Below are 13,060 nucleotides of genomic sequence, written 5' to 3' on the forward strand. Positions count from 1 at the left end.
CGCTTGAGTTTTCCTCTATACATTGCAAAACGTTATATACGTTCTAAAAGTAGTAATAATGCTATTAATTTTATTACTTATATAGCAATGGTAGGTATTATTTTAGGTTCTGCTTCCCTATTTATTGTACTCTCTGGTTTTTCTGGTTTAAAAGATTTTACTTTAGAATTCACTACTGTTATAGATCCCGATTTAAGAGCAGAAACTACCGTTGGTAAATCTTTTCTTTTTTCGCCTACTATTGAACAGGAATTAAACGCTATTAATGGTATTGCTTTTTATTCTAAAATTATAGAAGAACGCGTTATAGGTTCTTTTGATGGTGCTAAACAAGCCTTTTATATTAAAGGTGTTGATGAAAATTATACCAAAGTAAATACTGTAGATTCTATTGTTAAATATGGTAGTTGGCTAACCCCAAAAACGAGTCAAGTTGTTGTTGGTTTCGATGTGTCTAGTAATTTAAGTTTAGGCGTTTTAGATTATGGTAAGCGTTTATATTTAGGCGTACCAAAACCTGGAACAGGACAAGTAAGCAGTGTAGATCAAGCATTTAATCAAGTAGAAGCTGTAAACGTTGGTATTTTTGCTGTAAATGAAAAACTAGATGCTAGCCATATTTTTTCTTCTATAGAACTAGCGCAAGACTTATTGGCTTATGAGCCCAACCAAATATCTCATATTGAATTTAAACTTAAAGAGGATGCCGATGAAGCTACTGTAAAAGCTCAAATTCAAAATGTTTTAGGTAACACTATTACTGTTAAAAATAAAGCGCAACTTAATGATGCTTTATATAAAATGCTAAATACAGAGCATCTTGCTGTATACCTTATTTTTACATTGGTATTAATTATTGCCTTTTTTAATGTGGTTGGTTCTCTAATTATGATGATGCTTGACAAAAAGAAAAGCTTAAACACATTATTTAATATTGGTGCTACCATAAAAGATATTAGAAAAATATTCTTTCTTCAAGGTGCATTAATGAGTATAGTTGGTGGTGTTATTGGCTTATTAGTAAGTACACTCTTAGTGTTATTTCAACTATATGGGCCAGAAAACATGAAGGTGATGATTACTTCTACTTTAGCCTATCCTGTGACTTTTCAAATAAAAAATATTTTTATAGTATTTGTTACTATTACCGTATTAGGTATTGTAGCGTCTAAAATAGCCTCTGTTCGTATTACAAAAAGTATGGTAAAAACGAGTTAATACTACTCTGTAAATTGGTAATCTCCAAATTTCTCTAACACCTCATCGAAAGCAGCAAATACATCTTGAGAATGATCACTTGTTACCATTTTCATTCTGTACTCTTTAAAATGAGGAATGCCTTTAAAATAGTTAGTATAATGCCTTCTGGTTTCGAAAACACCAAGAATTTCTCCTTTCCAGTCTATAGCCATTTGCAAATGTCTACGTGCAGCTTCTACTCTTTCTGCCAAAGTAATTGGTGCTAAATGCTCCCCTGTTTCAAAAAAGTGTTTTACTTGTTTAAAAAACCAAGGGTTTCCAATAGTAGCACGGCCAATCATACAACCATCTAACCCATAATCGTCACGCATTTCCATAGCGCGTTCTGGTGATGTTACATCGCCATTTCCAAATATTGGAATATGCATTCTTGGGTTGTTTTTAACTTGAGCAATAGGTTTCCAATCGGCATCACCTTTATACATTTGCGCTCTGGTTCTCCCGTGAATAGCAATGGCTTTACAACCTACATCTTGTAATCGCTCTGCAACCTCAACAATTTTTATAGAATCGTGATCCCAACCTAAACGGGTTTTAACAGTTACAGGAATATCTGTGCGCTTTACCATTTCGGCAGTGAGTTTCTCCATTAAACAGATATCTTTTAAAATACCTGCTCCAGCTCCTTTACTTACTACTTTCTTTACTGGGCAACCAAAATTAATATCTATAATATCTGGCTTAGAGGCAGATACTATATCTATAGTTTCTAGCATACTATCCATATTAGCTCCAAAAATTTGAATCCCAACTGGACGTTCTTTCTCGTAGATATCTAATTTCATAACACTTTTAGCAGCATTACGAATTAAACCTTCACTAGATACAAACTCGGTATACACAACATCTGCTCCTTGTTCTTTGCATAAAGCTCTAAATGGTGGATCGCTCACATCTTCCATTGGTGCTAAAAGCAATGGGAAATCTGGAAGTTCTATGTTGTCTATTTTTACCAAAATGTTCGATTTTGCTGCAAAATTAATGCTTTTTAAACAAACGTACTATTCTCTTAATAATTATTGTATTTTTAACTCATATATAATTTTTATGGGTATTAAAAGTCACTTCCTTTTATATTTTCTCTTTCTTTTATTTCTACCATTAAACATGGCAAGTCAAAATGAAAAAATTAAATTAAAAACATACAAAACAAAGAACTATTCTATAAAGTACCCTAAAAGTTGGTACAAGTATAATTGGCATGGTTCTATAAATTTTTCACCTAAAGAAATTAGAAAAAAAGATATTAATCCATATAATAATCATATTTATATTATTAAGCTTGACCGTGAATTATCAAACTCTAAAACACTTGAAGAAATAGTAGAATACACTAAAGGGGTTATTGTTTCTCATACAGATAAGGTTAATCATGTTTTAAAAAAATATAAAACAAAAAATGGAATTATGTACTCTTTAGAATTAGCTTCAGTTTATAGAAACTATAATAAAACAGAAATACATCATTTTTATAAAATAAAAGGTATAGCTTACGATATAATCTTTTCTTTCGATGTTAATTATTATAAGCAATATCTAGATGAAGGTATGTCTATTCTCAATTCAATCGAATTTAAATAATTATATTTTGCAAATCCCTTTTGAACCAACTCTATTTGGTTACAACATAAACATACATCTTGTTTTAGAGTACTTAGCCTTTTTTCTTGCCTTTAGGTATTATGTGTTTTTAAGAAAGCGCTCTAACGATGTCATTTCTGGTAGCAATAGATTATCTATTATTTTAGGAGCAGCCATTGGTGCTCTACTTGGTTCTCGTATTATTGGCTTATTAGAAAACCCCTTTGTAGAGTGGTCTCAAGCAAACCTTATTAACTTGTTAAACACTAAAACCATAATGGGCGGATTATTTGGAGGATTACTTGGTGTTGAATTAGCAAAAAAACAAATTGGAGAAAAACAATCGTCTGGCGACTTGTTCGTATTTCCTATTATCTTAGGCATTTTTATTGGCCGTATTGGTTGCTTTTTATTAGGTGTTAAAGAATTTACTTATGGCAGTGAAACGACTTCTATTTTTGGAATGAATTTAGGAGATGATGTATTACGACACCCAACTTCTTTGTATGAACTAGTTTTCTTGGTTATTTTGTTTATTAGTCTAAAACACATTCAGAAAAACTCTACTTTAAAAAACGGAGCTCTTTTTAAATGGTTTATGATTCTCTATTTTGGTTTTCGCTTTTTTATAGAATTTATAAAACCTAATGTATTTTACATTTTAGGATTAAGTAGCATTCAAATATTATGTGTAATTTGTTGGCTATACTATTACAAATTCATCTTTCAAAAACTCAATAATGCCAGTTAGAAAATATACTTATTACGATTTTACTTTAAGTCTTTGCCCAGAATGCTTAAAACGTGTAGATGCTAAAATTGTTTTTGAAAACGATAAGGTATATATGCTAAAACGTTGTAACGAACATGGTAATAGTAAAGTCTTAATTGCTGATGATATTGACTATTATAAAAACATTAGAAACTACAATAAACCTAGTGAGACACCATATACGTTTAATACCAAAACCCATTATGGTTGTCCTTACGATTGTGGTTTGTGTCCCGATCATGAGCAGCATTCTTGTTTAACAGTTGTAGAAGTAACAGACCGTTGTAATTTAACATGTCCTACTTGTTATGCTGGTTCGTCGCCAACCTATGGAAGGCATCGAACATTAGAAGAGGTTAAGGCCATGTTAGATACCATTGTTGCCAATGAAAAAGAACCAGATGTTGTTCAAATTTCTGGTGGTGAACCCACTATTCACCCTCAGTTTTGGGACATTATGGACTATGCAAAAACGTTACCTATTCGCCATTTAATGCTAAACACTAATGGGATTAAAATTGCTAAGGATATCGCTTTCGCGGAAAGACTAAAAACTTACGCTCCAGATTTTGAAGTGTATTTACAATTCGACTCGTTTGAAAACAGTGTATTACGTGAACTACGTGGTGCAGATTTAAACGATATAAGAGTACAGGCAATTGCTAATTTAAATGCTGTAAACCTCTCAACAACACTAGTTGTAACACTTCAAAAAGGTTTAAACGATCATGAAATAGGAAAAATTATAGATTACGCTTTACAACAAAAATGTGTTCGTGGTGTAACGCTACAACCAACACAAATTGCTGGGAGATTAGATAATTTTAACCCAGAAACAGACCGTATGACTTTAACCGAAGTACGGCGAAAAATAATGGAACAAACTACTGTCTTTAATAGTGATGATCTTATTCCTGTACCTTGTAATCCAGATGCCTTAGTAATGGGTTATGCGCTAAAACTAGATGATGCTGTTTTTCCATTAACACGTTATATTAACCCAACCGATTTGTTAGACAATAGTAAAAACACGATTATTTACGAGCAAGATGAGCAATTACATGGAAAAATGATTGAACTCTTTAGCACTGGAAACTCAGTTGAAGTAGCAGAAGAAAATTTAAAATCTATTATGTGTTGCTTACCCAATATTGATGCTCCTAATTTAGGTTACGATAATCTTTTTCGTGTTATTATCATGCAGTTTATAGATGCCTATAATTTTGATGTACGAGCAATTAAAAAATCATGTGTACATATAGTAGATAAAGACAATAAAATTATCCCTTTTGAAACTATGAATTTGTTTTATCGTGATGATAAAAAAGAACAGTTAGAAAAACTTAGAAACGAAGTAATATGACACTATTATTTTTAGAGGGTGGAAATTACATGGGATTGTTTATACTTATCCTTGTCGTTATGCTTTTACCTGCTATTATTATGACTCTCATAGGTTTTGGACTTAAAAAATCTAAACCCAAAACTGCTAAAATATTATTTATAATTTCTGTAACTTACATTATAATTTGCTTAGGTATTTGTGGTAGTATGATGACTTAAATATTAGAATATGGTTTTTTTAGAGGGACATATGAATCTTGATGGGTTATTTGCCATGATTGCACTTATTATGGTTGGGCCAGCTATTTTACTATTTATTATTGCAGTTGTTTTAAGATTAAAAGATAAAAATAAAGCGTCGAAAATATCTTGGATACTTGGTGTTGTTTACTTACTTATTAGTTTTGGAATTTGCGGAGCATTGATCGCTGGCAATTAATCGTTTTAAAACCCATAAACCATAGCAGCCTAAAAATAATTCTGCTACAGTTCCAAAAACATAACCAAATGTAGGGATACCATCTATTAGAATACTAACTATTCTACCAAAGCCTAAACCTAGCATAAAAATAATATTTGTTAGTATTGCTATTTTAAAATATTGAGCTTTTATAATACCCAAAAGCCATAAAAAAGAAAAACCTAAATACAGTCCCATAATAGCTTTATAAAAATTCTTTTCATCTGTAGTTTCTAAAAACATATCGAAACTTAAATCCGGCCTAAAGCCATAAATAAAAGCTACAAGAACGACAATTATTATTGAAATAATTAGGTGTATTTTATTTATAAAGTCGTTTTGAGATTGTATCATGATTTCAATTAGAAAGCAACCTTAATCTCAACGACTTCTTCTCCTCTCTTTACAATAACATTAGTAGTATCTCCTTTTTTATAAGATGATAAAGCCTTCATATAAGTCGTCATGTCTATAACATCAATATTACCCATTTTAACTACAATATCTCCTTTTTGTATACCTGCATTGGTAGCTGGAGTGCCTTCTCGTGTACCATCAATTCTCATGCCTTTTCCATCAAACAAATAATCTGGAGTAACGCCCAGACCTACCTCAAACTTTGGTACAGAATCACTTTCGTTTTTAGTAGCTCTAAAAGGTAATTTTCCATTATTATCAAGGTCTGTTATAATTTCAAAAATATAATTAGAAATGGTTTGCATGCCTTCATAATTTAACTTTTCTATGTCATCGCTTGGCTTATGATAGTCTTCATGCTGTCCTGTAAAAAAATGCAACACTGGAATATCTGCATTATAAAAACTGGTATGATCACTTGGACCAACGCCCGATTCTTTTTGCACTAATTTAAACTTAGAATTATTAGAGGTTACAGTTTGTTTTAAAATTGGTGAAGTTCCTACTCCGTATACAGCTAAAGTACTATCTGCTTTTAGTCTTCCTACCATATCCATATTAATCATATAATTGGCTTTCTTAGTATCTATAGTTGGGTGTTTTACAAAATAATTAGACCCTAATAATCCCATTTCTTCTCCAGAGAAAGCCATAAATAAATAGTTATTATTTATATTCTTAGTTTTTAATTGCTTTGCTAAATTTAATAGTACAGCTACGCCGCTAGCGTTATCATCTGCACCATTATGTATTGCTGTATTTCCTCTATGTAATGATCCTTCGGCTCCTAAACCTAAGTGGTCGTAATGCGCACCAATAATAATGGTATGCTCTGCTTTATTATCTATAAAACCAATAACGTTTGTTCCCGTAATAGTACTATCTCCATCTTTTACAGTGTAGTTAACTTCTTGATGCGGGTCTGTTTTTGGTTTAAAAGAAAAGGTTTGTAAATAACCTTGAGTTCCTTTTTCTTGCAACCCTAAATTTTTAAAACGTTCTGCTATATATTTTGCTGCTTTCTGCTCTCCATTACTTCCCGTTTGTCTACCTTCTAAAGCATCAGACGCTAAAAAAGAAACATCTTCTTTAATAGAAATAGGTTCTTTTTCTTCTAATTTACAAGCTGTTAAAAGCAGCAAAAAAAGAAAAGCAATTGTGTATTTCATTATAAGAGTATTAATTTTGATAAAATTAGGCATTAAATAGCAGTTATGAAAACACGTATATTAAACATAGTACTTATAGTATTCGTTTGTTTTTCTTGTAAAAACAATGAGAAAGAAAACGCAAGAAAACCAATATCTATTTCAAAAAAACAAGAGGCAAAAAACTCATTAATTTTTCCTGAAGAAACCCACTTTAAAAATCTACGTCAAGTAACATTTGGCGGCGATAATGCAGAAGCATATTGGAGTTTTGATGATAAGCAAATTGTTTTTCAGTCTAACAATGCAAAATGGAATGTAAGCTGTGACCAAATGTTTTTAATGAATGTTAATGACACATTCGATAGTATAGCGCCGCCAATGATAAGTACTGGTAAAGGAAGAACAACTTGTTCTTATTTCTTACCAGATAACAAACATATAATTTATGCTTCTACCCATTTAGGAGATGAGAAATGCCCAGACACACCTTTACGTAAAAACGGTAAATACATTTGGCCTGTTTATGATACTTTCGACATTTTTGTTGCAGATTTACAAGGTAATATTGTAAAACAACTAACTCACGAAAAAGGTTATGATGCCGAACCAACGGTATCTCCTAAAGGCGACAAAATAGTATTTACTTCTACAAGAAGTGGCGATTTAGAATTGTATACTATGAATTTAGATGGCAGTGATGTAAAGCAAATTACAGATGAACTAGGTTATGATGGTGGTGCTTTTTTCTCTCCAGACGGCACAAAAATTATCTTTCGTTCGTCTCGACCAAAAACAGAACAGGAAATTAAAGACTATAAAGATTTATTAGCTGAAGGATTAGTAGAACCTACAGATATGGAACTTTATATTTGTAATGCAGATGGAAGCGATTTACGCCAATTAACAGATTTAGGCAATGCAAATTGGAGTCCGTTTTTTCATCCTAGTGGTAAAAAAATATTGTTCTCATCTAACTTTGAAGCAGAACGTGGTTTTCCATTTAACTTATACTTAATTGATATTGATGGTAAAAATTTAGAGCGTGTAACACATAGTAAAACCTTTGATGCCTTTCCTGTATTTTCTAACGATGGTAAAAAGTTAGCTTTTTCTTCTAATAGAAATAATGGTGGTGGCCGTGATACTAATTTGTTTATTGCAGAATGGCAAGATTAAACTACATCTAAAATGAATCTAAATGTTAGAGAAATACAAGAAAAGGATATTGACTTATTGGCCGATTATTGGCTAAAGTCTAGTGATGATTTTTTAATAGGCATGGGAGTTGATTTAAGTAAGCTCCCAAAAAGAGAAGACTTAATAAACATGTTTAGCAGTCAAATAAAGACAAATATAAAAGATAAAAAATCTTATGCTTTAATTTGGGAGCTTGATAGCATACAAATAGGCCATTCTAATGTCAATAATATAATATATGGGAAAGAGGCAAATATGCATTTACACTTATGGAAAACTAATACTAGGCAAAAAGGTATTGGTACAGAATTAGTTAAAAAATCACTTCCTTTTTACTTTGACAAATTAGAAATCGAAAAATTGATTTGTCAACCATATGCTTTAAATCCTGCTCCTAACAAAACTTTAAAAAAATTAGGCTTTAAGTTTATCAAAAAGTATAGAACCATTCCTGGTTCTTTAAATTTTGAGCAAGATGTGAATCGTTGGGAACTAACAAAAGAAAATTATAAGACTTTATTTTTCTAAACGTTCTCTTTCATTTAATTGTTTAACACGTTCATTAGTCTTTAAAGTAGTATTACCAAACTTATAGTTAAAGCCAAGTTTTATGTAGCGATTGTCCAAGTTTATTTGATTTCTATTATTTTGATTTTCTAACTTAAAAGCAACATCAAAATCTTGTGTGTTAAACAAATCAGAAAACGTCAAAAACAATGAACCTTTTTTCTTAAATATAGATTTTTTAATAGATAAATTAGTATTTAACAAGCTTTCAGAAGTCCTAAATCCTTGTTGGTTTTTACTAATATATGTCATCGCAAAATTTAACTTAAGACTTTTATCTTTTAAAAAAGATAAATTATTACTTAGTACAGAATAATTAGACCATCGATTGTTTCTAAAAAAATTGTTATCAAAAAAAGAAGCATCTTCTATATTATAAAAAGAGGTTAAAAAATAAATAGACCAATCATCAAAAACATTAAAATACGTAATAAAATCTAATCCATATTCTTTACTCTTTTCAATATTTACTGGTGAATAGACTAAAATATTATTCTCATTATCTTGAATTGGTAATTCAAAGAATTTATTTTTTGTGTCTCTATAATAAGCTTCAATAGTATATATTTCAGATATAGTGGTTCCTAATACAAAATGATTTGAAAATGCTGGCTGTAAAGTAGGATTTCCTTTATTAACAATATTATCGTTAAAAAAGAAATTAAACGGATTTAAGCTTTGATAGCTTGGTCTATCAATACTTCTTTTATAATTAGCATATAAATTTAATTTTTTAGATGCTTGAAAAGTAATATTTACTGTTGGAAATAATTCAAAATAACTTTGAGTACTAATTAGATTGGAGCTAATAGATTCTCCGTCTACATCTGTTTGCTCAAAACGTAAACCTCCAGAAAGACTTAATTTACCTATGCTATTTTCATAATTAATATAACCAGCAAAAATAGATTCGTCATAATTATACTCATCTGTATTTTCATTATTTAAAGTTTGTTCATTAGTTGTAGTATTTATATCAAATTGAGTAATATCACTTTCAGTTTTAACATTAGAAAATTTTAATCCTGTGGAAAAAGAGGCTTTATCACTAAATGATGTATTATAATCTAACTGAGATGTTAGTATATCTGTATTCTGGTTGTTATTTATATTAAAGGCTGTACTAAAATCATCTGCATTTTCGAATACATTATATATACTATTCACATTTTGATTTCTCATATAATCATAGTTAGTGAAATGAGCATTTATAGATAGTTTATCATTATTTTTAAAACGATGCACAAAATCTAGATCATAAGCTAAATTATACTTTTCATCCTTAGAGCTATTTCGAGAATCTATAGTAAAAGGCAAAAAGAAGGCGTCAAATGTAACATTAGATTTTCCTTTAATCTGATAATCAAAAAAAGGAAGCAAGAATAAATTACTAGATAAACTTAAAGTACTATTATCATCTATTAAATAATCAAAATTTAATTTAATAGCATGTGTTTTTGATCTTGTATTTCTATTAAATTCTGAATACCAATGCGGATTAAAATCATCTGTATTAAAATACTGTATAGTCTCTTTATTCACCCTATTAACCTTACTTTTAGTAAAACTATAATTTAGGTTTATATTAATCTTTTTTGTTTTGTAGAATTGATTCAACCCTATATTATATCTAGGGAATACACCTTGAGTATAATTGGTAAAAATATTACCGCGATAACCAGTAATTAAATTCCTGCTCATAACAATATTTATAACGGCACCGCTTTCTGCATCATATTTGGCTGGCGGATTAGTAATTACTTCTACTTTTTTAATTGTATTAGCAGGTGAATTCTCTAAAAGCTGAGTGACTTCGCTTGCAGATAAATTAACTTTTCTATCATTTATATAAACCGTTGGGGTACTATTCTTTACCGTTATATTATTGTCTAAAATTAAAACGCCTGGGGTACTACGTAATACCTCTAGTAAATTACCTTCACTTAAAGCAGTATTAGCAACGTTAAAAATTAAACGATCAGCTTCTTTTTTTAAGGTTGGCTTTGTGGATGTAATAGTTACTTCTTTTAAAGATTCAGTATTTTCTTCTAAAACAACATTTACTGTATTAAGATCTCCAGATAGTTTAATTGTTTTAGCAAAATCTTTATAGCCAACAAAAGTCACTTTTAAAGTATAGGTTTGGGGTTTTAATTTAAAGAGGTTAAAAGAGCCGTTTTCTAATGAGCTAGTTCCGGTAATAATGCTATTATCTTCAGCTAAAAGTAAAACATTTGCATAAGCAACAGGTATATTTTGAAGATCAACTACTGTCCCCGAAATATTAAATTCTTGAGCAAGAATCTCAGAAGGTAATAGAAATAATAGTATGTAAAGAATGTACTTCAAATGAGCTATTAATTTCATTGCAAGATACCAATAGTTTTTTACTTTTTCTTACGGCTAAAACCGTAAAATTTAAGGTGTTTCTATTGTAAAGAAAAAAGAAAAAAAGCCCAATAAATGCATTATATTTGCACTCTCTTTCTTTTTAAGAGGTTTTTGGATTATGAAGCATATTAGAAATTTTTGCATTATTGCACATATTGATCATGGTAAAAGCACATTAGCCGATCGTTTACTCGATTATACTGGAGCTGTAACAGAACGCGAACAACAAGCGCAACTTTTAGATAGTATGGATTTAGAACGCGAACGTGGTATTACCATTAAGTCGCACGCCATACAAATGGAATACACCTACGAAGGTCAAGAATATATTTTAAACTTAATTGATACGCCTGGTCACGTAGATTTCTCTTACGAAGTTTCAAGGTCTATTGCTGCCTGTGAAGGCGCTTTATTAATTGTAGATGCCGCTCAAAGTATTCAAGCACAAACTATTTCTAACTTATACTTAGCGTTAGAGAATGATTTAGAAATTATTCCTGTTTTAAATAAAGTAGATTTACCTAGTGCTAACCCTGAAGAAGTAACCGATGATATTGTTGATCTTTTAGGTTGTGATGCAGAAGAAGTTATTCATGCTAGTGGAAAAACAGGTTTTGGTGTTGATAATATATTAAAAGCTATTATAGAACGTATTCCTGCTCCAAAAGGAGATCCAGAAGCGCCTTTACAAGCCTTAATTTTCGATTCGGTTTACAATACTTTTAGAGGTATTGAAACCTATTTTAGAGTCTTTAACGGTGAAATTAAAAAAGGGCAAAAAATTAAATTTGTCGCTACAGATAAAGACTATTTTGCAGATGAAGTTGGCACTTTAAAACTAGAGCAAGTCGCAAAAAAAAGTGTAAAAACTGGTGATGTTGGTTACTTAATTACTGGTATTAAAACGGCTAAAGAGGTAAAAGTTGGAGATACTATTACTGATTTTGAAAACCCAACAACAAATATTGTTGAAGGTTTTGAAGATGTAAAACCTATGGTATTTGCTGGTATTTATCCAGTAGATACAGAAGATTACGAAGAACTTAGAAATTCTATGGAGAAGCTACAATTAAATGATGCTTCTTTAGTTTTTGCCCCAGAAAGTTCTGCTGCATTAGGTTTTGGTTTCCGTTGTGGTTTTCTTGGAATGCTTCATATGGAAATTATACAAGAACGTTTAGAGCGAGAGTTTGATATGACTGTGATTACTACAGTACCTAACGTGTCTTACTTTGCTTATACAAATAAAGAGCCAGATACTCCTTTTGTGGTAAATAACCCAAGTGATTTACCAGAAACAACAACTGTTAATCGTGTTGAAGAACCGTTTATTAAAGCAACAATAATTACTAAAGCCGATTTTGTTGGTAACGTAATGAGTTTGTGTATAGAAAAACGAGGGATGATTACTAATCAAACCTATTTAACACCTGAACGTGTTGAGTTAACTTTTGATATGCCTTTAGCTGAAATTGTTTTCGATTTTTACGATAGATTAAAAACGGTTTCTAAAGGTTATGCTTCTTTCGATTATTCACCTATTGGTATGCGCGTGTCTAAATTAGTTCGATTAGATGTTTTGTTAAATGCACAACCAGTAGATGCGCTTTCGGCATTAATTCATGCAGATAACGCACAGCATATTGGTAAAAAAATGTGTGAGAAATTAAAAGAGTTAATACCACGCCAACAGTTTGATATTCCTATTCAAGCTGCTATTGGTGCAAAAATTATTTCTCGTGAAACGGTGAAAGCATTACGTAAAGATGTTACGGCAAAATGTTACGGTGGAGATATTTCTCGTAAAAGAAAATTATTAGAAAAGCAGAAAAAAGGAAAAAAACGTATGCGTCAAGTTGGTAATGTAGAAATACCTCAACAAGCATTTATGGCTGTATTGAAATTGAATGATTAATACAC

The 13,060-nt window shown here is 30.7% G+C and carries 11 protein-coding genes; 7 read left to right on the forward strand and 4 right to left on the reverse strand.

Annotation, left to right across the window (positions count from 1 at the left end):
- Positions 1-3: 3 nt before the first annotated feature.
- Entirely contained in the window at positions 4-1,218 is a 1,215-nt protein-coding gene (locus Q0997_RS00800; protein ID WP_299883466.1) for an FtsX-like permease family protein, read from the forward strand.
- A gap of 2 nt (positions 1,219-1,220) precedes the next feature.
- Here the strand turns inward: Q0997_RS00800 and dusB are convergent, their stop codons facing one another.
- A complete protein-coding gene (gene dusB / locus Q0997_RS00805; RefSeq protein ID WP_299883468.1) occupies positions 1,221-2,216 on the reverse strand; it encodes a tRNA dihydrouridine synthase DusB in 996 nt (331 codons plus the stop codon).
- A gap of 151 nt (positions 2,217-2,367) precedes the next feature.
- Between dusB and Q0997_RS00810 the strand changes: the two genes are divergently transcribed.
- From Q0997_RS00810 to Q0997_RS00820, 3 genes are read left to right on the forward strand one after another with little or no spacing between them, the layout of a single operon-like run.
- On the forward strand, positions 2,368-2,841 hold the full coding sequence (locus Q0997_RS00810; RefSeq protein WP_299883470.1) for a hypothetical protein: 474 nt from the start codon (positions 2,368-2,370) through the stop codon (positions 2,839-2,841).
- 7 nt (positions 2,842-2,848) lie between these two features.
- Positions 2,849-3,592, forward strand: coding sequence for a prolipoprotein diacylglyceryl transferase (locus Q0997_RS00815; protein ID WP_299883472.1), 744 nt, complete (start codon positions 2,849-2,851; stop codon positions 3,590-3,592).
- Positions 3,582-4,976, forward strand: a complete 1,395-nt coding sequence (locus Q0997_RS00820; RefSeq protein ID WP_299883474.1) for a radical SAM protein — start codon at positions 3,582-3,584, stop codon at positions 4,974-4,976. Before Q0997_RS00815 ends, Q0997_RS00820 begins: the two co-directional genes overlap by 11 nt.
- A 372-nt stretch (positions 4,977-5,348) precedes the next feature.
- Here Q0997_RS00820 and Q0997_RS00825 read toward each other — a convergent pair whose 3' ends face one another.
- Both Q0997_RS00825 and Q0997_RS00830 read right to left on the reverse strand, forming a co-directional pair.
- Positions 5,349-5,771 (reverse strand): DUF4345 domain-containing protein, encoded by a 423-nt coding sequence (locus tag Q0997_RS00825; protein WP_299883475.1) that lies wholly within the window; start codon positions 5,769-5,771, stop codon positions 5,349-5,351.
- A gap of 8 nt (positions 5,772-5,779) precedes the next feature.
- On the reverse strand, positions 5,780-7,003 hold the full coding sequence (locus tag Q0997_RS00830; protein ID WP_299883477.1) for a M28 family peptidase: 1,224 nt from the start codon (positions 7,001-7,003) through the stop codon (positions 5,780-5,782).
- Between the two features lie 45 nt (positions 7,004-7,048).
- Here Q0997_RS00830 and Q0997_RS00835 point away from each other — a divergent pair, with 45 nt between their 5' ends.
- Together Q0997_RS00835 and Q0997_RS00840 are read left to right on the forward strand one after the other, a co-directional pair.
- Complete coding sequence (locus tag Q0997_RS00835; protein ID WP_299883479.1) at positions 7,049-8,161, forward strand: hypothetical protein; 1,113 nt, start codon at positions 7,049-7,051, stop codon at positions 8,159-8,161.
- 12 nt (positions 8,162-8,173) lie between these two features.
- Complete coding sequence (locus Q0997_RS00840) at positions 8,174-8,710, forward strand: GNAT family protein (RefSeq protein WP_299883481.1); 537 nt, start codon at positions 8,174-8,176, stop codon at positions 8,708-8,710.
- Here the strand turns inward: Q0997_RS00840 and Q0997_RS00845 are convergent.
- The gene (locus Q0997_RS00845; RefSeq protein ID WP_299883483.1) at positions 8,699-11,098 is read right to left on the reverse strand and encodes a TonB-dependent receptor; all 2,400 of its coding nucleotides are present in this window, start codon (positions 11,096-11,098) and stop codon (positions 8,699-8,701) included. The two genes, Q0997_RS00840 and Q0997_RS00845, sit on opposite strands and share 12 nt — an antisense overlap.
- A 160-nt stretch (positions 11,099-11,258) precedes the next feature.
- Between Q0997_RS00845 and lepA the strand changes: the two genes are divergently transcribed.
- Positions 11,259-13,055: a translation elongation factor 4 gene (gene lepA / locus Q0997_RS00850; RefSeq protein ID WP_299883485.1), complete on the forward strand. Its 1,797-nt coding sequence runs from the start codon at positions 11,259-11,261 to the stop codon at positions 13,053-13,055.
- The last annotated feature ends 5 nt before the right edge of the window (positions 13,056-13,060 follow it).

It is taken from the genome of uncultured Lacinutrix sp. (assembly GCF_947500325.1).
GTDB lineage: Bacteria > Bacteroidota > Bacteroidia > Flavobacteriales > Flavobacteriaceae > Lacinutrix.

Coding starts and splice junctions, on each gene's coding strand:
- Q0997_RS00830 (WP_299883477.1), bottom strand. CDS start 7,003: ATGAAATACACAATTGCTTTTCTTTTTTTGCTGCTTTTAACAGCTTGT.
- Q0997_RS00825 (WP_299883475.1), bottom strand. CDS start 5,771: ATGATACAATCTCAAAACGACTTTATAAATAAAATACACCTAATTATT.
- Q0997_RS00840 (WP_299883481.1), top strand. CDS start 8,174: ATGAATCTAAATGTTAGAGAAATACAAGAAAAGGATATTGACTTATTG.
- Q0997_RS00835 (WP_299883479.1), top strand. CDS start 7,049: ATGAAAACACGTATATTAAACATAGTACTTATAGTATTCGTTTGTTTT.
- lepA (WP_299883485.1), top strand. CDS start 11,259: ATGAAGCATATTAGAAATTTTTGCATTATTGCACATATTGATCATGGT.
- Q0997_RS00810 (WP_299883470.1), top strand. CDS start 2,368: ATGGCAAGTCAAAATGAAAAAATTAAATTAAAAACATACAAAACAAAG.
- Q0997_RS00820 (WP_299883474.1), top strand. CDS start 3,582: ATGCCAGTTAGAAAATATACTTATTACGATTTTACTTTAAGTCTTTGC.